The following is a 20,294-nucleotide window of genomic DNA, read 5'->3' on the forward strand; positions in this document are numbered from 1 at the left end:
GCGCAATCCTGTGGAAGCGCTCCCATCGTCGAGCTTCTATTCGAAAGGAATGCTCGTGCGTCCCACCACCGCTCTCCTCCCGGTCGTGCTCGCCACGGCCCTCGGCGGTCTGGTCCTGCCGGAGCCCGCCCTGGCCGTAGCCGGCCCGGCGCTGGCCGTGGACACCACCGCCGCCCGGCACCAGATCAGCCCGTACATCTACGGCATGAACTTCGCCGACGAGGCGCTCGCCCGCGACCTGCGGCTGCCGGTGCACCGGTACGGCGGCAACGCCACCACCCGTTACAACTATCGTGCCGACACCACGAACCGCGCGGCCGACTGGTACTTCGAGAACATCCCCAACGACAACCCGAGCCCGGAGGACCTCCCGGCGGGCTCGGAGTCCGACCGGTTCGTGCGGCAGAACAAGGCCACCGGCGCCGCCACGGTCATGACGATGCCGATGCTCGGCTGGATCGCCAAGGACCGGTCGCGGGCCTGTGGCTTCAGCGTCACGAAGTACGGCCCGCAGGAGTCCACCGACCAGTGGGCACCGGACTGCGGCAACGGCAAGAAGCCGGACGGGTCACTGGTCACCGGCAACGATCCGACGGACACCAGCATCGCCGTCGGTCCGGAGTACGCCACCGACTTCGTCAACCACCTCAAGGGACAGTTCGGCGCCGCCGCCGACGGTGGAGTCCAGTTCTACAACCTGGACAACGAGCCGGACCTGTGGCACTCCACCCATCGCGACGTCCGCCCGACCGGGCTGGGCTACGACGAGCTCCGCGACCGCACCTACGAGTACGCCGCCGCGATCAAGGCCGCCGACCCCGGCGCGAAGACACTCGGCCCCGTCGGCTGGGGCCTGAACTCGATCTTCTTCTCGGGCCTGGACCAGGACACCTGCTCGCGTACCGGCTGCTGGTCGAACCCACCGGACAAGGCCGCGCACGGCGGCCAGGACCTCGGCCCCTGGTACCTCGACCGGATGCGCGAGTACGAGCAGCAGCACGGCACCCGCATCCTCGACTACTTCGACGTCCACCTCTACCCGCAGCAGTCCGGCGTGCTCGGCGACGCGGCCGGCGACGCCGCCACCCAGGCGCTGCGACTGCGCTCGACCCGCCAACTCTGGGATCCGACCTACGTGGACGAGAGCTGGATCAACCAGCCGGTCCGGTACATCCCGCGCCTGCGTGAGCTGGTCGACCAGCACTACCCGGGCACGAAGATCGCGATGACCGAATACAACTGGGGCGGCTACGGGTCGCTCAACGGCGCCCTCGCCCAGGCCGACGTCCTCGGTATCTTCGGTCGCGAAGGACTCGACCTGGCGACCCTCTGGACCGCACCGACGGCCGACCAGCCGGTGGCCAACGCCTTCCGCGTCTACCGCAACTACGACGGCAAGGGCGGTGCGTTCGGCGAGACGTCCGTCCAGGCCACCAGCGCCGACCAGGGCAAACTGGCGGTGTACGCCGCCGAGCGGAGCGCCGACAAGGCACTCACCATGGTCGTGGTCAACAAGACCGGTGACGACCTGACCAGTTCGGTCGCCCTCACCGGCGCGTCCGCCAGCACCGCCCAGGTCTACCGCTACAGCGGGGCCAACCTCGCCGGTGTCGTCCGGGAGGCCGACCAGCCGGTGACCGCCGGCGGCCTCACGACCACCTTCCCGGCCAACTCGATCACCCACCTGGTGCTGCCGCGCGGCGCCACGCCCGGCGACACCCAGGCACCGACCGTCCCCGGTAAGCCGACCGCCGGAACGATCACCAGCCAGAGCATCGCGCTGGCCTGGACACCATCCACTGACGACACCGCCGCCACCGGGTACGACGTGCACCGGGTCGACGCCGCCGGCACCGTGAAGGTGGGCAGCGCCACCGGCACCACGTACACCGTGACCGGGTTGACGCCGGACACCCCGTACACCTTCGTGGTGACCGCCCGTGACGCGGCGGGCAACGTCTCGGCGGCCTCGCCCGGCCTGAGCGTGCGGACCGCGCCCACCGCGCCGACCAGCGGCTGCACGGTCGCCTACACGGCCAATAGTTGGCCCGGCGGCTTCACCGCGAGCGTGACGATCAAGAACACCGGAACCACCGCGATCGACGGCTGGAAACTCGCCTTCGACTTCCCGACCGCCGGCCAGAAGGTCGACCAGGGCTGGTCGGCCACCTGGAAGCAGAACGGAACGAGTGTCACCGCGGACAGCATGAGCTGGAACGGCAAACTCGCCCCCGGCGCCTCGACCGGCATCGGCTTCAACGGCACGTGGAGCGGCACCAATCCGGCACCGACCGCCTTCACCCTCAACGGCCAACGCTGCGGGTGACCTGAGAAACCCCTACTCCGTCCCACACCGGCGGGAGAGAGGGCCGGGGCGCACCGACGCCTCGGCCCAAATCTCGGGTTACTCCCGCGGCGCGATCAGCCGGTCGTCGCTGGTGTCGCGAACGGTGATCGCCTCCACCGGGCACGAGTCGGCGGCGTCGATGACGACCTCGTCCGGGGCGACGACCTCGGCCCGCGGCGCGGACAGGCCGTCGACCAGGCGGAAGTGCTCGGGCGCGGTGCCGGCGCAGATGCTCGTGCCGATGCAACGGCGCGAGTTCACACCGATCCGCCAGGTGGCGCTCACCAGGCCACCGGCATGCCGAGCAGGCCCCGCACCAACATGCCCCGCTTCCACTCCAGCTCGGCCTCCGGTACGGCGAGCCGCAAGCCGGGCAGCCGAGTGACGATGGTGGCGACGGCGACCTGCAACTCCATGCGGGCCAGCTGCGCGCCGACGCAGTGGTGTACGCCGTGACCGAAGCCCAGGTGCGGGTTCTGCTCACGGTCGAAGTCCAGCCGGTCCGGGTCGGCGAAGACGGTACCGTCCCGGTTCGCCGACGACAGTGAGCCCAGAACCGGCTGACCGGCCCGGACCAGCACCCCGCCGACCTCGACGTCCTCCTTGGCGTACCGGGCGAAGGAGGATCCGACGCCGAGCGGCACGTACCGCAACAGTTCCTCGACCGCGGCCGGCACGAGCGACGGGTCGGCCCGCAGCCGAGCGAGCTGGTCGGGGTTGTGCAGCAGGACGTAGATGAAGTTGGGGATCTGGGTCACCGTGGTCTCGTGGCCGGCAGCCAGCAGCCCTCCGGCCAGCTCCACCAGCTCGGTCTCGCTGAGCCGATCCTGATTCTCGTCGCGGGCCCGCACCAACGCACCGAGCAGGTCGTCGATCCCCGGGTCGCGGCGGCGCTCGGCGACCAGACCACCGATGTAGCCCCAGAGATTGTTCAGGTACTCCTGGACCGTCTCCTCTGGCAGGGAGGTGGTCGAGACGATCGCCTCGGACCAGATGTGGAAACGGTCGCGGTCGGCGTACGGGACCCCGAGCAGCTCGCAGATCACCTGGATCGGCAGCGGCGTGGCGACGTGCTCCACCAGGTCGGCCGGAGGACCGAGCCGGATCATGTCGTCGATCAGCGTGTCGGCGATCTCCTGGGTTCGGGGACGCAGCGCCTCCACCCGACGTGCCGTGAACGCCTTCGCCACCAGCCGGCGCAGCCGGGTGTGATCGGGCGGGTCCATGGTCAGCATGCCGCTGTACTGCTGGCGTGGGGTGAGCCTGGGCTCGTCGCGCTCGACGGCCGGGGCGCGGCCGAAGCGCACGTCGCCGAGGACCAGACGGACGTCCTCGTACCGGGTGGCGAGCCACGCCTCCTCGCCGTAGGGGCACTTCACCCGGGTCATCGGCTCGTTCTCGCGCAGCTCGCCGTAGGTCGGATCGACGACGAGGCGGTCGGGCACACTGAACGGGTACGGTCGCGCGGGCGGAATGACACGGCTCTCGGTGGTCTGCGCGCTCTCCGTCATCCGGGTTCCCTTCGTCGAGACGGCGTGATCCTCGGGCCGGACCACGTTCAAAGCGGCGCCGCGTTGCCCGAGTCCAGCGCTTGCGGACAGCACATATCCACGCTCAGTGATCTCTCGACATCGGATCGTAGCGATAGATGACGATGATCGCCATGGAGGTCGGCCCGCCACCATCGCGACAGCGGACTTGTGGCCCGGGAGACGACGAGGTGCCCGCTATCCTCCGCCGCCGTACACGAAGGGCTGCACAGCCCAGTAGTGCGCGGCGGCAGACGGCACCGAGCCGACGGCGAGAACCCACTCGTCGCCGAGCGTGCCGATGACGAGGTCGCCCTTCTCGAACCGCAACACGATTCCAGCGGAGACCGTGTCGCCGCCGTGGCCGAGGATGACCGCGCCATCGGTGAGCCGGGCGCCGATGAACCTGGACAGCACGTCCGGATGCCGCGTCGGGCCGACCCTGATCTCGCCGTACTCGTCCAGGTCGGTGGATCGGTACGGCTTCTCCTTCGCGAGCAGGAGTTGGTCGCCACGGCCGTGCAGATTGACCGGCATCCCGCCTTCGAAGTACAGCCAGGCATGCAGCAGGCTCGCGGCGTCCGGTTCGCGCCGTCCCTCGGACCAGTGCCGGGCCTCGGTCACGGCGTCGAGCCGTCGGCCCACCGCGCCCTTCAGCCACGACGCGATCATTTCGGGATCGCTGAAGCCCACGTACGGCACCGGGTGCTCGATACTCAGCGCCTGCCACACGGCGCGGGCGGTGGCCTCGTAGACATCGCCCAGGCCGGTGTCGACGTCGGTGGTGACAACGTCGGTGACAGTTACCCGTACCTCGGTGGGAGATCTGTGCAGAGCCCACCGGGCGCCCAGCTCAGCTTCCCGCCGGTGTTCGTCGGTCGCGGCGGCGGTCACCTCGACGTCGGACCGATCCGACGCTGCGACCTCGACCGTCACCTTGGCGAATCGCGCGGAACGACTCGTCTGTGCCAGCAGGCGGAAGGTCGTCACGACTCCGATGGTTCCAGGCAGGTTCCGGCGTTGGCGTGCCGGGGGCCGGGCAAGCCGACACGACGCTCGTCGCTCGATGACTCCGTCCTGATTGCCGCGACATCCTGCTTGTCCACGTCGGAGAACGGAGGCCGGCGAAGCCTTACCATGCGAGCGTGGCTCACATTGCCCGGTCCCGTGGGCCGTACCCGCTACTTGTCGCCGCTGTGGTTCTGCTAGCGCTCGGTGCGGCGACGGCCTGGGCGGTCGGTGACGCGCTGGGGCTGCGCCACTCCCCCGCCGCCGTGCCGCGCGAGGACGCTGTCGCCGCGCCGGCGCGGACGCCCGCCCCGGTCCCGCCGTTGGCGTCCCTCGTCGTACCCGACGAGCCGCGCGTGAGGAAGGCCGCCGGCGCCGTCGCCGACGCGGTGGTCTTCCGCGGCCTGCCCCGGCCGGCGCTCGTCCCGGCCGCGTCGAACCCGCCCAGGTCCGCGCCGGGCACCGGCACGGCGCGTAGCGCGGCCCCGGACCTGTCGGCGGTGACCACGCTGCGGGCCGGCGTGCAGGCCACCCTCAGCGGTACGCCCGAGTCGTACCGGCTTGACGTGCGCGACGCCGAGTTGGCCGTCCAGGGCGGCGACGTCGCGGGCGTGGCAGCCGGGATGTACCGGCTGGCCGACGGGATCCGCTCCGGCGCCGAGGTGCTTCCCGCGGCGGACGCGGGTCGGGTGGTCATCCCCCGGCTCGGCCTGCGGCTGACCGACGCGGGTTCGGTAGGGCGCGAGGCCGACCCGGCCGTCTTCGCCGCCGGCGACGACTACGGCCTGAACACCGACGTGGTCACCTCGGCGGTGCTGCCGGGCGCGCCGTGGGTCGACGCCGCCGCGGTGGCCCGCATCGACGCCCAGTTCCGGCAGTTCGTCGACCACTCGGTGGCGCAGGGATTCAACGGAATCGTCGTGCCCGGCTTCCTGGAGTACGTCACGTTCGCGAAGGTCGGCGACGGGCGCGCGGTCTACCCGCCCGGAGACCCGCACGTCGACCGCGCACGGGCGATGGTCGCGGCGTTCGGCCCCGTTTTCCGGTACGCCGAGGACATGGGTGTGCGGGTCTTCCTGCTGACCGACATGCTCGCGGTGTCGCCCCCGCTGGAGGCGTACCTGACGCGGACCGTCGGCGGCCTCGACACGGCCGACCCCCGGCTGTGGGCGGTCTACCAGGCCGGCCTGGCCGAGCTGTTCGAGAGCATGCCGTTCGTCGACGGCCTCATGGTCCGCGTCGGCGAGGGCGGCGAGGTGTACGCCGGAAACGGCTGGGACTACTCGTCACGGCTCGCGGTCACCACGGAAGCGTCCGTGCGGGCGATGCTGCGGGCGCTGCTGAACACCGCCGGCCCCGCCGGGAAGGAGATCATCTTCCGTACGTGGACGGTGGGCGTCGGCGCCGTCGGAGACCTGCACACCAACCCGGAGTCGTACGCGCAGGTCCTCGGCGGGTTCGACGACAGGCACCTGATCGTGTCCACCAAGTACACCCTGGGCGACTTCTACAGCCACCTGCCGCTCAACACCACCCTGCTGGGCGGCGGACACCGCCGCATCGTGGAGTTCCAGGCCCGGCGCGAGTTCGAGGCGTTCGGCTCGCTGCCCAACGACCTCGGTCCGCTGCACCGCCAGGCGCTGCGCGCGTTCCTCGCCGGCAACCCGAACGTCGAGGGGGTCTGGAACTGGACCCAGGACGGCGGGCCGCTGCGCGCCGGGCCCATGTCGCTGTACCTGCGCGCCGGGTTCTGGCAGCTCTACGACCTCAACACGTACGCCGTCGGTCGCCTGGCCTGGGACCCGAACGCCGACCCGGCGCAGGTCACGGCGGACTGGGCGTACCGTACGTTCTCCGGCGACCCGGCCACCGTCGCCGCGATCGGGCAGGCCATGGCGCTGTCCCGGCAGGCGGTCACCAAAGGCCTCTACATCGGTCCGTACGCCGACCGGTCGGTGCGGGCGCTCGGGCTGGAACCGCCGCCCATGATGTGGATCTTCGAGTGGGACATCCTGACCGGCGACTCCGCGGCGTTGGACAGCATCTACGCGGTGACCGGCGGTCGCGTTGACGAGGCGATCGAGGAGGGCGCGCAGGCCGTCGTGCTGGCCCGGCGCATGCGCGACCTGGTCGCCGCGACCGATGCGGCGACCTGGCGGGACGCCGAACTGCGCGGGCGCTTCACCGCGACCCTCGACTACCAGGTCGACCTGTTCGAGACGCTGAGCGCGTACCGGACCATGGTGCTGCGGCACGCGCAGTGGCTGGACACGGGCGCACCGGCCGCCCGTGACGAATGGCGGCGGGCGTCGGCGGCGTACCACGACGCGCGCGACGCGCACCGGCAGCGCTACGGCGCCGACCTGGACCTGCCCGCGTACAACTTCACCGCCGCCGACCTCGGGGCGCAGCGCGCGGACCGGGACCCGGCGATGGCCTGGGCGGCCCGGGCGATGCTCGGGTCGATCCTGCTGGTGGTGCTGCTCGGCCTGTACCGGCGCGGGTTCGGCGCAGCCGCCGCGCGCGCGCTGCTGCTCGGTGCGCTCCGGCCGTGGCGGGTCGCCGCGCTGCCGACGCCCGCGACGCGGGCGGACCGGGTGCTGGTGTGGCTGGTCCCGGCCGTGGTGCTGGTGGCGAGCCGGCTCGTGCTGACCTGGTTCGCCGCGCCGGCGCACCTGCTGGTCACCCTCGGTGGGTGGGCGCTGTTCGCCCTCGTCGTACGCCTCGTCGTCGGCCGCCGTGATCCGTTCCACCTGTGGGCAGTGGTCGGCGGCGTCGCGCTGCTGCGCAGCGTCCTGCTGCTGGCGGCGCTCGCCGGGCGCGGACCGGGCGGGTACTGGTTCGCCTTCTGGACCGCGCCGGGCCTGCGCGCGGCGTACGTCACCGTCGCGTTCGCGGCGTTCTGCTGGCTGTTCGTGGCCGTCGCCGTGGTGCTGCGGGACCGCTACGGCCTACGCCGCCGAAGCGCCGTCGGGCTGACCCTCGCCGCCGCGGGTGTGCCCCTCGGCGTGCTGTCCGCAGTGGTCTGGGCAGTGGGCCTGGAACGCGCGCTGACGGTGTGGAACGACCAACTCGCGCTGCTGCCCTGGGGTCTGTCCCGCATCCTCGGCATCACCGTCCACCTGGGCGTCCCCGTCGAACTCCCGGCATACACCGCCGCCGCCGGAGTCGCCCTGGCCGCCGCCGGCCTGCTCCTGTCACTGGGCCGGCGGCGACAGTCGGCCTGACCGCCCTACCCCGAGGCCGTCGCTCAGGTCGCCGGGCTCCGCAGCAGGTCGATGGTGGCAGCGGCCTGACCGGCGATGTCGCGGAGCACTCGGGCAGCAGGCGAGACGTCGTGGACGAGGCTCACGGACTGGCCCGCGTACAGGGCCATGGCGGCCAGGTCACCGGTCATCCCGGGCAGCGGCATCAGGTCCTCGTACCGATGATGCTCCTGACCGGACGCGTCAGCGGCGACGACATCACCCTCGCCGGGTCGCAGTGGGGCAGGCGGTGAGCCGGCCGTCTGCCAACGCCGCACTGTCGTGTTGCGCAGTGCGCGATGCGGGGCGTTCGGCCACCCGCCGTCGAAGCAGAGGGTGTGCACGGTGTCCGCTCCGGTGGCCGCGATCAGGTGCTGCCGGTACACCTCATGGGTGGCTGCTTCGTCAGCGGCGAGGAAGCGGGTGCCCAGCATGGCGGCCTGGGCGCCGAGCGCGAGCGCGGCCGCGACACCACGCCCGTCCGCGATCCCTCCCGCAGCCACCACCGGTACCGGCCCGACCGCGTCGACGACGGCCGGCACCAGGGACATGGTGGTCGTGCCGCCACGGACGTGACCGCCTGCCTCCCACCCTTGAGCCACCACGACGTCGACGCCGGCCGTGACGGCGTGCACGGCCTCGGCGAGGTCACCGATCGTGTGCAGGTGAAGCGCACCGGCCTGCTGGATCCGGCTGTGCACCGGCGACGGGTCGCCCCAGAAGGTGGAGATGATCGGCAGCTTCTCCTCCAGGCACACGGTGAGCACATCGTCCACCGGGAAGTCGAGAACCACGTTCGCGCCGAACGGCCGGGTGGTGAGCTCCCGGGTACGCCGGATGGACTGCCGTGCCTGATCGGGGTTCTGCCACGTCAACGCCAGCATGCCGAGACCGCCGGCCTCCGACACCGCCGCCACCAGTTCCGGTACGGCCGCGGAACCCACGGGCGCCTGAATGATGGGCAGGTCGATGCCCAACCTGCCACACAGCGCGGTGCGTAATCGCCTCACGAAGCTGCCCCGATCGCTTCGGAAATCGAATCATTTCACGGGACGGTACTGTATCGGATATCGAAGCATCAAGAGGGGGCGGCGCAGGCGATGACGGCACCCAGGCCGGGCCAGCAGGTACGCGGATCGAGCACCGGACGACCTCTCATGGCCGCCCTCGACCTGTTCGGGCGTCGCTGGAACCTGCGCATCGTCTGGGAGTTGCACCACGGGCCGGTCGGCTTCCGCGCGCTGCAGCAGCGCTGCGACAACATGTCATCCAGCGTCCTCCGGCAGCGGCTGACCGAACTGGTCGACGCCCACCTCGTCGCCCAGCAGCCGGACACGGCGTACGCGCTCACCGACCTCGGCCGCGGCGCCTACCAGGCCCTGCGCCCGCTCGTCCGCTGGTCCGACACCTGGGCCTCAGTCCTGAGCGCGGACGACAAGACCTGAATCGCGGCACGTCGACCCTGGCGCTTGGCGAACAGAGTCGCTACCGTGCTTCTGAATCCGAAGCATTCGGAGGTTGGTCATGCGCAACCGTGCGCCCGGCGCTTCCCGGTTCGTCGACGTCACTGCCACCTGATGGCCAGCCCACCGGTGGCGGTGGTGAACGCCTGCACCCGCCACGGACAAGGCGGCAGCCCCACCACAGTCGTGATCGACGATAACGTGCTCACCGACGACGAACGGCATGCGATCGCCCGGAGGGCCGGCACCTCCCACACCGCGTTCGTCGACACCAGCACAGCGGACGTTCCCAGGGTGCGGTTCTTCACCAGCGCCCGGGAACTCACCAACTGCGGGCATGGAATCATCGCGGCACAGGCCGTCCTGCTGCAGCGCAGCGGCGGCACCGAGCACCACGGCCGCCAATGCAGCGCAGGCCGCACCTTCGCCACGACCGCCATCCGACGCCACGACGGCATCGAGGTCTGGTTCGACCAGGGCGTCATCGCCCTACCGGACGGCGCTCACGCGACCGACCATGGCATCATCGCCGCCCTCGGCCTGGAACGAACGGACATCGCCGCCGACGTACGGGTCGCCTCACCCGGCACACCACGACTCCTCGTCCCCGTCCGTGATCGCCGGACGCTGCTGTCCATACAGCCCGACCACGATCGACTGGCAACCGAGTGTCGGCGACTCGGTTATCTCGGCTGCTTCGTCTACGCGCTGTCGCCGACCACGAGAACGGGCACCGCCCGGATGTTCGCCCCGGCGATCGGCGTCGACGAGGACATCGCGAACGCCAACAGTGTCGGCTGCCTCGCCGCACACCTGCTCGACACCACCGGCAACGGCGCAATCGAGATCCACCAGGGCGACGGGCTCCAGAGCCCGTCATCGGTGTCCGCCATCGCGACACACACCGCAGACGGCATCGTCGCCAGAATCGGCGGAGTGGTCGGTCTCAGCGCACCGCATGCTCCTTAGCAGCACCGCCGCCAGCGCTTCTATCCAGGACTGGCACCCCGACGGCGTTCCTCATCGCGACCTTCGACCAGCGCGAAGCCACGGGCCAGATAATTTGCCAGCGCGTGCGGATGATCCCAGCTTGAGGTACGCAACCAGACCCGACGGGTTTGCCCGCCAAGCCCCGCACCGTTCTGCGGCCCCGGCACGTCCCAGGCGCGCTGAGTCAGTAGTGCCAGGGCGTAGCCGCCGTATCCATGCCCAATGCACTCCGGTATGAGGCCGAATGTGTCCAGCTCCACCTCCGGCCCCGAGTGCCAGCGCAGACAGCCCCAACCAGCCAGCTGGTCGTCTACCTCTATCCACCAGTGACGCAACGCAGGGTCGCTGAGCCATTCGACCCAGTTCCGATGCGACCATGTCAAACTCGACCATCGATGCGCCGAGCCGATGCGATCATGCACCTCACGCAGCTGCGGCAGGCTCACCCCAGCCGGGTCGTCGATCGGCACCAGGACCAGGCCCTCGACAACCCTCGCCCACCGAAGCTGGCCCGGACTCGTCATCTGAAGGTGTGTGATCACCTTGTCGGACCCCATGCCTGTTCTCCTTTCCCGGTCAAGACAAGAGAGCCATAGAGCCAGCATCATCAGTGGCGCGGGGGTCACAGATGCCTGCGATGGATCTGACTTTCCCAGCCAATGGGCGGCGACCGTCCGCTCGGCACCGTCGCACGCTCTCGGTGTGCCCTTCGGCTTTCTCGACCGGGAGGCTTCGCTCGTCGACCTGCCCCGATGGTGGGACTCCCAGCCTGCTGATGGGCCTGCACCCACTCCCTGCTGATGCAGGGTTGGTCCGGGGGAAACGCACTGATCTCGGCTACGTGCGCCCGTCCCGGGTGGATCGTGTCCCGGCCCGGAAGGACTCGCTGCGGAGCCGCGGACCGCCGCCTCGGCTCTAGAGTTCTGCCGTGTCTGGACCTGAGCCGAAACGCGGCACGGTGGTGCGCGGAGTCATCTCAGAGATCCATAACTTCGGTGTCTTCGTACGCCTCGAAGCGGCGGAGAGCACGGCTGGGATTCGGGAACGGCACGAGGGCCATAAGATTCACCTCCATGGTCCGCACCACGCCTCCGCGCCCCCTGGACATCGCCGCGCTCTTCCCCGAACTGCGGGAGCACTCCCGCACGGCTACCCGCCTGCATCCTCGCCGCGGCGCTCCGACCGTCACGGACAGCTCGGTCGGCGGACCACTGCTGTGGCCGGCCGACGAGGTGTGGCCGGTCTGCGACGACGCCGGGGCGCACGAGTCATACAACCTGACCACCCCGGCCGCCCTGCGCCGCAGGCGGGAGATCCTCGCGATTGCAGAAACCCGGGGCCGGTTGCCGGGCGGGGACTTCTTGACCGCGGAGGAGCGGGCCGAGCTCGACGCGGCCGACGCTCTGGACCTGGACGACCTGATCGAGGATCCGATCCCGTTGGTCCCGGTCGCGCAGCTGTACCGACGAGACATCCCGGACTACGCCGGTCCGGACGGCACCGACCTGCTCCAGGTGCTGTGGTGCCCGGTAGACCACTCAGACCGGCACTACGGCCCTCGCGTCTTCCTCCACTGGCGCGACAGTTCCGCCGTCGGCCCACTGCTCGGAGCGGCCCCCGAGCCACCGGTGGTCAGCCACATGTACCTGCCGATTCCGTGCGTGGTGCATCCTGAGCAGGTCCGCGAGTACCAATACGCCGATCTGCTCCCCGACGACCTACGCGAGCGAATCGACGCCTGGGATGACGACGAGGACGAGAGCCGTCCCCACTATCAGAGCGACTTGTCGCTGGCACCGGGATGGAAGGTCGGCGGATACGCGAACTGGTCACTGACCGATCCGTACCCGATGGACTGTGCGGTCTGCGGCACCACGATGACCTTGATTTTCACGGCGGGCTCAAGCGACTGGAACGGTATGGACTGCAGCTGGCGCCCTTCCGAGGAAGATCCGGCCGCGTCGCCGGACACCGCCGATGTGCAGATCGGGCGCGGCTACTCCCTGTACACCTTCCAGTGCCCCGAATCATTCGACCATCCCCCGGCCACCGCCATGCAGTGACGCGGCTCGGAAGCAGTCGCCACCGCGATCGGGCTAGATGGGCTCTCCGGCCACGCCGCTGAATCCGACGAGGCCGTTGTCCTGTGCCAGGGACAGAATCTCTGGCAGATAGTCGAGCTGGCGGACAGACAGCGTCAGAAGCACGTACTTCAGTGCGTCGTCCGGACTGTCCTCCAGGTCGAACGTCGAGGGCTCCAGCACGTCCTCGATGTCCGTCCAGCGGGCAAGCAGCCCGTCCCGGAACCGTTTCACACCCGGGTCTGTCGCCAGGTCGCTGGTGTCACCCTCAGCGAGCCGGTCGAAGATGTCGGCAGGATCACCCGTGCCGCGCTTCCAGAAACCAAAGTCGCTACTCACAGCGGCATCCTAGGAGTGGATGTCGTGTCTGCCCAGGCGAGCACGGCGGCAGACGCGGGCAGCCGCCGTAGGTCGACCGGCTCCAGATCACCGCCGGCAGGTCCGGCACGCCCGCCTAGCGCTCCTGTCCCGGTACGGTGGGCCGGTGGAACCCTTGTGGCGACGCCGTGCTCCAGGGCCCACGATCGAGTGGTTGCTCTGCCACCCCAGGCTGCCGATGATCGCCGGCTGGGACACCGGACGCCCAGCGCCGCCGATGCCGACCGGCCATGCGACGCTCAAGCTCCGCGACCAACGGGCCACGCCCCGTGACCCCCGCCATAGCCGCTCAATTCCTGGCATGACAGCACGGCACCCTCAACTCCAGACCCCTTGTGCCCGGAGGAACGACGACCATGGACAACGCATCTCAGCTCATCCAGGAGCGCAGTGCCCCGCCAGCCACGCTGGTGATCTTCGGTGCCTCCGGTGACCTGACCCGGCGCAAGCTGCTGCCCGCAATCGAGAGCCTGGCACGGCACGAGCGGCTCCCGGACCAGTTCGCGCTGGTCGGCGTCGCGCGCACGCCGATGACCAACGAGCAGTTCGCCGAGAGCGCCCTCGGCGAACGCACCCTCGCCAGCAAGCGCCAACTCCAGGGCAGCGTGCGGTACGTGGCCGGCGGCTACGACGACCCGGAGACCTACAAGCGGCTCGTGGAGACCCTCGACGAGTTGGACGCGCAGCGGGGCACGTCCGGCAACCGGCTCTTCTACCTGTCCACGCCGGCCGGGGCCTTCGAGCCGGTGATCAACGGGCTGGCCGGTGTCGGGCTCAACCAGCCCCGCGAAGGCTCGTTCTCCCGCCTGGTCATCGAGAAGCCGTACGGTCGCGACCTGGTCACGGCGCGCGAGCTCGACGGCGTCGTGCACAGCGCGTTCGACGAGCACCAGGTCTTCCGCATCGATCACTACCTGGGCAAGGACACCGTCCAGAACGTGCTGGCGTTGCGCTTCGCGAACTCGATCTTCCAGCCCATCTGGGATCGCTCCTGGGTCGACCACGTGCAGATCACCGTCGCCGAGACCCTGGGGGTCGGCAGCCGGGGCGGCTTCTACGAGGAGGCCGGCGCGATGCGGGACATCGTGCAGAACCACGTGCTCCAGGTCCTCGCGCTGGCACTGATGGAACCACCGGCCTCGTTCGAGGCCGAGGGCCTGCGCAACGAGAAGGTAAAGCTGCTGCAGGCGATCCGGCTCCCCACCGACCGGGACATCGCCGAGGCCGCGGTCCGGGGACAGTACACCCGGGGCGGCACCCGCGAGGACCTGATGGCTGGCTACCGCGAGGAGCCCGGCGTCGACCCCCTGTCGCGGACCGAGACCTACGCGGCCATGCGGCTCAACGTGGACAACTGGCGGTGGGCCGGGGTGCCGTTCTACGTCCGCACCGGAAAGCGCCTGCCGGCCCGGCTCACCGAGGTGGCACTGCAGTTCCAGCGCCCGCCGCACCTGCCGATCCCGACCGACCAGCTCACCGGCCTCGACGCCGACGCGCTGATCCTGCGGATCCAGCCGAACGAGGGCATCTCGCTGCGCTTCGGCGCCAAGGTGCCGGGTCACTCCTTCCGGGTCCGCACCGCCACGATGGAGTTCTCCTACGACCAGACGTTCGTCGAGGAGTCCCCGGAGGCGTACGAGCGTCTGCTCCTGGACGCGCTGATCGGTGACGCGTCGCTGTTCATCCGCAGCGACGAGGTGCAGCAGTGCTGGCGGATCGTCGACCCGATCATCGACAACTGGGCGAAGGACCACTCACCGATCCCCACATACGAGGCCGCCTCCTGGGGCCCGACCGACGCCGACCGGCTCATCGGCCGCAACGGCCGCAAGTGGCGCAACTCCGCATGACCCTGCCACACCGCGGCTGATCGCACTGCTGAGGCTTGGTTGCCAGTGGACACGCGGTCAACCAAAGCCCGCGACCGACGGCATCGTCCCGTGACGCCGTCGCCCAGGTTGAGGTCGCCGAAGGGCCGCCGGTGCGCATTGCGCATCGGCGGCCCACCGTCTCAGCCGTTGTCGATCAGGCTGGCGATCTCGTTGTAGATCAGGTGCGCCTTCGCGCCCTGGTTCGACGGACAACCGCCGAGGTGGTGCAGGGCGATCACCCGGTGGCTGGCGTTCAGTACGGGTGAACCCGAGTTGCCGCCGGAGGTGTCACAGCTGTAACTGATGTTCCAGGTGTTGTAGTTCGCGTTGCGGACGGCGCAGGTCGCCCCGTTCTGGGTGTCCTCGAAGATCGACAGCCGTTTCGCGGTGCCGTCGCCGTGCCCGGGGATGTAGATCCGGGTGCCGTTGCTGGTGGCGGCAGTTGCCAGGTACAGCGTGCCGAATCCCTGGATGGCGGCGAAGTTGTTCACCGAGAACAGGGCGTAGTCCAGCTGACTGGAGCCACCGCTGCTCACCTTGTAGAGGGTGGCACCGCTGACCTTGGTGCCGGCACCGGGATTCCCGCCACCACAGGTGGCGCACTGGTAGTTGAACTGCATCTCGCTGCCGCTCACGGCGGACTGCGTCTCGAAGCAGTGCTTGTTGGTCAGCATCCGGTTGGTGTTGCCGACCCGCCAGGTGGTGCACAGTCCACCGCCGCTGATCAGCAACCGCGCCACCGCCCTGCCCCGGGCGTACTCGGTGGGGTGGCTGTTCTGGTAGCAGACCACGTCGCGGCGGGCGTCGGTGCTGCACACGGACTGCGTGGAGAAGTTGTGCGCGGTGATCTCGCTGCGGTCGTATCCGCGCCAGAACCGGTCGATGGTGGCGGCGTTGCCACGTGCGGGGCGGCTGCTGTGCAGTGTCACCACGGCGGTGTCGCCCTCCACCGACATCGCCCAGAAACCCGGCTGTCCGTCGGTGGTGTAGTCCGAACCGGTCGCCCGGTTCAGGTGGCGGTCGTACCGGTAGCTCTCCTTGCCGTCGCGGCTCGACACGGTGACGTAGTCGCCTTCGGCCAGTCGCAGTGAGCTGAAGTGAACCTTGACGTAGGTGGCGCCCGGGTGCTGGATGATCTGCGTCCCGCCGTTGGGGGCGGAGGACAGGGAGCTGTCGACGGTACGGAGCTCACCGACCGTGGTCACACCCTCTGCCGAGAACTGGTCCGATTCCGGTGCTCGCTGGGACGGTGGGGCGACAGGGGCGACCGGGTACGCCTCGGCGGCGGGTACCGACAGGATGCTCAGCCCGAGTGTGCAGGCAGCGAGCGCGACTGCGCCCGTTCGTAGGCGGCGCAGGGCATGTTTCATCTGTCGCTCCCTCTCAGGATTCAGCACCGAGACGTGCTTTCGGTCTTCCTACCTGAGATCACGCAAGACATGTAATCCCATCTATGTCATAGCTGCGTGCAGAGCCGCTTCACCTGCGGTGGGGATGCGCCCTGATGTTCGGCCTCACCGGCGGATGAAGGGTGCAGGCGAGGGCGACGTCAGAATTCCCGTGGTCTGCCGCGACAGCCGAGGAAAGCGCAGGGGCTGGAATTACCACATCCTCCGCTCGCGCGGAGGTTCCCGAGTTGAACGGGAATAGAAGGAAGCACCTGCATGGCCTCGGCTGTCGCCGCTCACTCAGGGATCAGCTCGCTGAGTCGAGCCAGTGTATATGCCTCCGACCCGTCCGGAAGGCCCTCGGGCTCCTGAACGCCGATGAACGTGACCGGCTCGTCCGGTAGCCGACCGTCCCACGTCACCACCTCGGCCTCTGCGCGCCAACGGTCGACAAGGTAGGCGACGGTGAGGTAGCGCCGCTCCATCAGTGCTCGCACTCGGTCGGCCGTGGTGAATGTGTTGTCCTCCACCCGGTTGAACGACGGCCAACCCCGCAGATACAGGTGCAGCCAGATGGCCTGCCAGCCGGCCTCGCTCCTGGCGAACACCATCGGCAGCGCGATCCGACCCTTGCCGCGCAGGTGCGAACGCGCCCGGACCGTCCGTGCGTCGAACGGGGCACCGCGCTGGTCCTGTGTGCGGGTCTGGTAGCCGAACATCGACTCGGCGACCTCGTCGAACGACTCGCCCGCGTAGATGTAGACCTGCGGAACGACATAGTGCCCGCCGCCCGTCAGGGGCATGTCGATGAACTCTGTCGCACCGTTCGTCGCCTCGGTGATGTCGCCGGAATGCACCACGCCGTCGTGGTGGTAGTTCGTCCACGACACGTGGCCTGCATCGTGGAACTCGTCATCGAGCAGCAGCACCGACAGGTCGTAGTCGGTGCGACGATGTGCCTGCCGCCAGTACATGAAGAAGCGCAGCAGCTCACCGGACACCGGTGACCGCGATCCCCTCGGAAGGACAGCGAAGCCGCCCTCCGCTGCTCTGCCGGACAGCGGCAGTGCGACGTCGAGCACCTCCGGGTCCACCAGTAACGGTCGATCCTGCTGCGGCAGTCGGGCGCTGATCTCGGTGTCGAGCAGCGACGACAGCTCGGCCACCAGCTCGGCCGGCAGCGGTGGCCGCTCGTCGGGACCTACCCACGCGCTGCGCGAGCGGCTCGCGAACATCCGGGCCGACGCGCGCGTCAGCCGGTTGTCGACATGCTCCCGCAGCGAGAGCAGCACCCGTCCGGACGCCGAGCCGAGCGCACCGGTGACTGCGTCGACGACAACGGCTCGCTCCGGCTCCGACGCCAGCCGCAGCAGCCGGTCCGCAGATCGCAGAAGCAGGCCCGGCGCGGCGGACAGCACCGAGGTGGCCGAACTGATGGCGCCGGCGCGGATCGCCGCCTCCGCCCGACCGGCCAGGTTACGTACGCGCCGCTCGCCACGCGCGACCTCGAACACGGCCTGTGCGTGTGGCCACTGGTCGTACTCGTGCGGGTGCAGCCGCTCCCCGAGCCGCTTCCACCGCTCCGCGTAACGCACGACATCGCCGAGCTTGCCGGGACTCGCGCCGACGACGCCGTTCAGCGCGGCGAGAAGCACCCTGCGCTCGGGGCGTCGGAAGGCACGGAATCGCGTGGACGTCACGAGCGACGCGTCCCCGCCCGAGACCTGGCAGGCGAGGCGCAGCACGTCGGTCGTCGAGTCCACACCGACCAGCGGCCGACCGAGGACGAGCCGAATCCCGTTGAGCACGGCACGGTTCTCCCGTACCGGGATCTCGACCGGCTGCGCCCCGTCCACGCAGGCGACCGCGAGCTCGCTGAGGATCACGAGGTCCGCTTCGCCAAGCGGTGTGGAGCTACCGGCCAGCGCCAGGTACAGCCGCGTTGCCTCCACGTCGACGGCGTCACCGAGGCGTAGCAGGGTCACCCGGTCACCGGCCGCGGTGACCAGCTCGTCGTGCGCGGCCAACAGCTCGGCATAGGTGTGCTGGTAGGTCCCATAGGCCGGCAGGTCCAGCAGGTTCACCGCACCCGAGGCGACGGCGTCCCGCAACTGCTCGTCGGTTGCCGTGACTCCGACGGTGAGAACGGCCGCCCGCAGCCGATCCGCCCAGAACTCGGTGGTGTCCGGCACGTCATCAGGGAAGCCGATGAAGTAGGCGTTGTGTCTGACATGGTCGCCCACCAGTTCGCGCACGGCGGAGACCACCATGGCTGCCAGGTCCATCGCCGGCGCAGGGGCCAGGGCACCGATGTGCTCCAGCAGAGCCCGCGACGCCGAGAAACCGACATCGAGGAGCGCCGCGTCCAGCTGTCGGGCCACGGCCGTGCCATCGCCAGCCGCGTCAGTGCTGACCGGCACGCGCAGGGTCTTCTGGATGATCAGTTTCTCGAGCACGTGGTTCCCCGTTCCGGTCAACTCCGGCAGTTGCCGCTCCGCAGCCGCGGCACAGTGGGTCGCCGGGGACTCGAACCCCGAACCCTTCGATCCAACCAGGAGAAGGAAGCACACCCATCACCGCGCAAGCGGGGAGCGGACACGCTACTCAGTCGAATGCTCTAGCCAGTTGAGCTAGCGACCCAGATGTCGATCATCGCACCGGCCGGTCCGACATGGCTATTCCGTTTCGAGCTCGCCGGTTGGGCTACGCCCGCTTGTCCCGAAGACGCGATATCCGAGATCGGTCGGACCGGCGTGGTGGGACACCGCCGTCCGCGCGGGCGAGCGGCGGGCCAGGAGATACCCGATCACTGCGGCGGTGAGGCCGGCGAGCCCGGCCGTCGCGAAACCGCCCGCCGGCGCGGAGAGGTCGATCGCCACGCCGACGAGCGGGGATCCGAGCGCGAAACCAGCGCTCTGCGCCGACGACTGGAGGCCGATGACCTCACCCCGTACAGCAGGTGGCGCGAGCCCGCTCACCGCGTCAGCCACCCTGGCAAGGGTCGGCGCGGTGAGTAGCCCGCTACCGACGACTGCCACACACAGCCAGGGCCAGTCGTGGGCCAGCCCGGCGGGAATCGTCACGAGCCCGAGCAGGCCGAGCAGCAACCAGGTGGGCAGTGGGCGGGTCAGCGCGCCGTAGATCAGTCCGCCGATGACGGACGAGACGCCGAACACCACGACGACAACGGCGGCCCAGGACACCTGACCCGCCTCCCGCAGCGTGGCGACGATGGCGAGGTCGACGCCACTGAGCAGTGTTGTCGTCCCGAACGCCATGATCAAAGCGGCGACCATCGTGCCGCTCAGCCACCGCCTCCGTGGGGGGCGCTCCGCCGCGGCGGCGTCCGCCTCGCCCTCGGCGTGCAGGGGCGGGTTGAGTACGGCGATGCCGACACCGCCGGCCAGGATGGCGGCACCGACCCCCCACGCCACCACCTCGGGAGACACCGTGGCCGCGCCGAGAATCACCACCGCCGGCCCCACGATGTACGACAGTTCGCCCTGCACCGATTCCAGCGCGAACGCGGCCCGGCGCTGCGTCGGCGTCGTCATCGCGGCGATCGCCTGTCTGCTCAGCGCCTGGGCCGGCACCATCAGCAGGCCGGCCACGAAGCTGGCGACCAGCAGGAGCCCGTACGGCAGGATCGGCACGCCCAGCCAGAACACGACCTGCACGGTGACGGTCACCAGCAGGACGAGGCGCAGGCCCCGCGAGTCGATCATGCGACCGAGCAGCGGCCCGCCCAACGCCACGCCGGCGGTCAGGGCCGCCGCCACACCACCCGCCGCCGCGTAGTTCAACTTCAGGCCGAGGACGACGAAGAGGGTCAGCGCCATCACGTCCGCGGTTATCGCGGTGCGGGCGATCAGCGAGACGCCCAGCAGCGGTGCCATCCCTGGCACCGCGAGCACCTGCCGATATCCGCTCACCCAGATGACGCTAATTCCCCTAGCGCCCCATAAGAAGACGCCATCTTGTTCAGGCCGGCATA

The 20,294-nt window shown here is 69.7% G+C and carries 15 protein-coding genes and 1 tRNA gene; 6 read left to right on the forward strand and 10 right to left on the reverse strand.

What is annotated here, in order from left to right; all coding sequences use genetic code 11:
• Nucleotides 1–49: 49 nt before the first annotated feature.
• Nucleotides 50–2,326 (forward strand): glycoside hydrolase family 44 protein, encoded by a 2,277-nt coding sequence (locus tag GA0070612_RS25225; protein WP_231924332.1) that lies wholly within the window; start codon nucleotides 50–52, stop codon nucleotides 2,324–2,326.
• A gap of 78 nt (nucleotides 2,327–2,404) precedes the next feature.
• Here the strand turns inward: GA0070612_RS25225 and GA0070612_RS25230 are convergent, their stop codons facing one another.
• From GA0070612_RS25230 to GA0070612_RS32690, 3 genes are all read right to left on the reverse strand, one after another.
• Entirely contained in the window at nucleotides 2,405–2,632 is a 228-nt protein-coding gene (locus GA0070612_RS25230) for a ferredoxin (RefSeq protein WP_088990178.1), read from the reverse strand.
• Nucleotides 2,629–3,858 carry a cytochrome P450 gene (locus GA0070612_RS25235; protein WP_197699238.1) on the reverse strand — a complete coding sequence of 410 codons (1,230 nt, stop codon included), beginning with the start codon at nucleotides 3,856–3,858 and terminating at the stop codon, nucleotides 2,629–2,631. Before GA0070612_RS25235 ends, GA0070612_RS25230 begins: the two co-directional genes overlap by 4 nt.
• Before the next feature lie 216 nt (nucleotides 3,859–4,074).
• Nucleotides 4,075–4,866 (reverse strand): hypothetical protein, encoded by a 792-nt coding sequence (locus GA0070612_RS32690; RefSeq protein WP_231924333.1) that lies wholly within the window; start codon nucleotides 4,864–4,866, stop codon nucleotides 4,075–4,077.
• 155 nt (nucleotides 4,867–5,021) lie between these two features.
• On the opposite strand from GA0070612_RS32690, the gene GA0070612_RS25245 reads away from it, so the two are divergent.
• Nucleotides 5,022–8,111 (forward strand): hypothetical protein, encoded by a 3,090-nt coding sequence (locus GA0070612_RS25245; protein ID WP_231924334.1) that lies wholly within the window; start codon nucleotides 5,022–5,024, stop codon nucleotides 8,109–8,111.
• A gap of 23 nt (nucleotides 8,112–8,134) precedes the next feature.
• Here GA0070612_RS25245 and GA0070612_RS25250 read toward each other — a convergent pair whose 3' ends face one another.
• Nucleotides 8,135–9,073: an NAD(P)H-dependent flavin oxidoreductase gene (locus GA0070612_RS25250; RefSeq protein ID WP_231924335.1), complete on the reverse strand. Its 939-nt coding sequence runs from the start codon at nucleotides 9,071–9,073 to the stop codon at nucleotides 8,135–8,137.
• A 213-nt stretch (nucleotides 9,074–9,286) separates the two neighbouring features.
• On the opposite strand from GA0070612_RS25250, the gene GA0070612_RS25255 reads away from it, so the two are divergent.
• Complete coding sequence (locus GA0070612_RS25255; RefSeq protein WP_231924336.1) at nucleotides 9,287–9,574, forward strand: winged helix-turn-helix transcriptional regulator; 288 nt, start codon at nucleotides 9,287–9,289, stop codon at nucleotides 9,572–9,574.
• 132 nt (nucleotides 9,575–9,706) lie between these two features.
• Nucleotides 9,707–10,561 carry a PhzF family phenazine biosynthesis protein gene (locus tag GA0070612_RS25260; protein ID WP_088990181.1) on the forward strand — a complete coding sequence of 285 codons (855 nt, stop codon included), beginning with the start codon at nucleotides 9,707–9,709 and terminating at the stop codon, nucleotides 10,559–10,561.
• Nucleotides 10,562–10,581: 20 nt separating this feature from the next.
• On the opposite strand, the gene GA0070612_RS31635 is transcribed toward GA0070612_RS25260, so the two are convergent.
• Nucleotides 10,582–11,139 carry a GNAT family N-acetyltransferase gene (locus GA0070612_RS31635; RefSeq protein WP_157742597.1) on the reverse strand — a complete coding sequence of 186 codons (558 nt, stop codon included), beginning with the start codon at nucleotides 11,137–11,139 and terminating at the stop codon, nucleotides 10,582–10,584.
• Nucleotides 11,140–11,655: 516 nt separating this feature from the next.
• On the opposite strand from GA0070612_RS31635, the gene GA0070612_RS25265 reads away from it, so the two are divergent.
• On the forward strand, nucleotides 11,656–12,645 hold the full coding sequence (locus GA0070612_RS25265; protein WP_088990182.1) for a hypothetical protein: 990 nt from the start codon (nucleotides 11,656–11,658) through the stop codon (nucleotides 12,643–12,645).
• A 33-nt stretch (nucleotides 12,646–12,678) separates the two neighbouring features.
• Here GA0070612_RS25265 and GA0070612_RS25270 read toward each other — a convergent pair whose 3' ends face one another.
• Nucleotides 12,679–13,002 (reverse strand): hypothetical protein, encoded by a 324-nt coding sequence (locus GA0070612_RS25270; protein ID WP_088990183.1) that lies wholly within the window; start codon nucleotides 13,000–13,002, stop codon nucleotides 12,679–12,681.
• Between the two features lie 395 nt (nucleotides 13,003–13,397).
• On the opposite strand from GA0070612_RS25270, the gene zwf reads away from it, so the two are divergent.
• Entirely contained in the window at nucleotides 13,398–14,891 is a 1,494-nt protein-coding gene (gene zwf / locus GA0070612_RS25275; RefSeq protein ID WP_088990184.1) for a glucose-6-phosphate dehydrogenase, read from the forward strand.
• A gap of 161 nt (nucleotides 14,892–15,052) precedes the next feature.
• Here zwf and GA0070612_RS25280 read toward each other — a convergent pair whose 3' ends face one another.
• The 4 genes from GA0070612_RS25280 to GA0070612_RS25295 form a co-directional block, all read right to left on the reverse strand.
• A complete protein-coding gene (locus GA0070612_RS25280; protein WP_088990185.1) occupies nucleotides 15,053–16,282 on the reverse strand; it encodes a trypsin-like serine peptidase in 1,230 nt (409 codons plus the stop codon).
• Nucleotides 16,283–16,596: 314 nt separating this feature from the next.
• A complete protein-coding gene (locus tag GA0070612_RS25285) occupies nucleotides 16,597–18,756 on the reverse strand; it encodes a TerD family protein (protein WP_088990186.1) in 2,160 nt (719 codons plus the stop codon).
• Nucleotides 18,757–18,811: 55 nt separating this feature from the next.
• Nucleotides 18,812–18,940, reverse strand: a tRNA-OTHER gene (locus tag GA0070612_RS31640).
• 35 nt (nucleotides 18,941–18,975) lie between these two features.
• A complete protein-coding gene (locus tag GA0070612_RS25295) occupies nucleotides 18,976–20,232 on the reverse strand; it encodes an MFS transporter (protein ID WP_088990188.1) in 1,257 nt (418 codons plus the stop codon).
• Nucleotides 20,233–20,294 lie beyond the last annotated feature (62 nt).

The organism is Micromonospora chokoriensis (assembly GCF_900091505.1).
GTDB lineage: Bacteria > Actinomycetota > Actinomycetes > Mycobacteriales > Micromonosporaceae > Micromonospora > Micromonospora chokoriensis.

What these genes read in the sequence shown, in the direction of transcription:
- GA0070612_RS25235 (WP_197699238.1), bottom strand. Translation starts at nt 3,858, where the DNA reads ATGACGGAGAGCGCGCAGACCACCGAGAGCCGTGTCATTCCGCCCGCG.
- GA0070612_RS25280 (WP_088990185.1), bottom strand. Translation starts at nt 16,282, where the DNA reads ATGAAACATGCCCTGCGCCGCCTACGAACGGGCGCAGTCGCGCTCGCT.
- GA0070612_RS25260 (WP_088990181.1), top strand. Translation starts at nt 9,707, where the DNA reads ATGGCCAGCCCACCGGTGGCGGTGGTGAACGCCTGCACCCGCCACGGA.
- GA0070612_RS25255 (WP_231924336.1), top strand. Translation starts at nt 9,287, where the DNA reads ATGGCCGCCCTCGACCTGTTCGGGCGTCGCTGGAACCTGCGCATCGTC.
- GA0070612_RS25225 (WP_231924332.1), top strand. Translation starts at nt 50, where the DNA reads ATGCTCGTGCGTCCCACCACCGCTCTCCTCCCGGTCGTGCTCGCCACG.
- GA0070612_RS25265 (WP_088990182.1), top strand. Translation starts at nt 11,656, where the DNA reads ATGGTCCGCACCACGCCTCCGCGCCCCCTGGACATCGCCGCGCTCTTC.
- zwf (WP_088990184.1), top strand. Translation starts at nt 13,398, where the DNA reads ATGGACAACGCATCTCAGCTCATCCAGGAGCGCAGTGCCCCGCCAGCC.
- GA0070612_RS31635 (WP_157742597.1), bottom strand. Translation starts at nt 11,139, where the DNA reads ATGGGGTCCGACAAGGTGATCACACACCTTCAGATGACGAGTCCGGGC.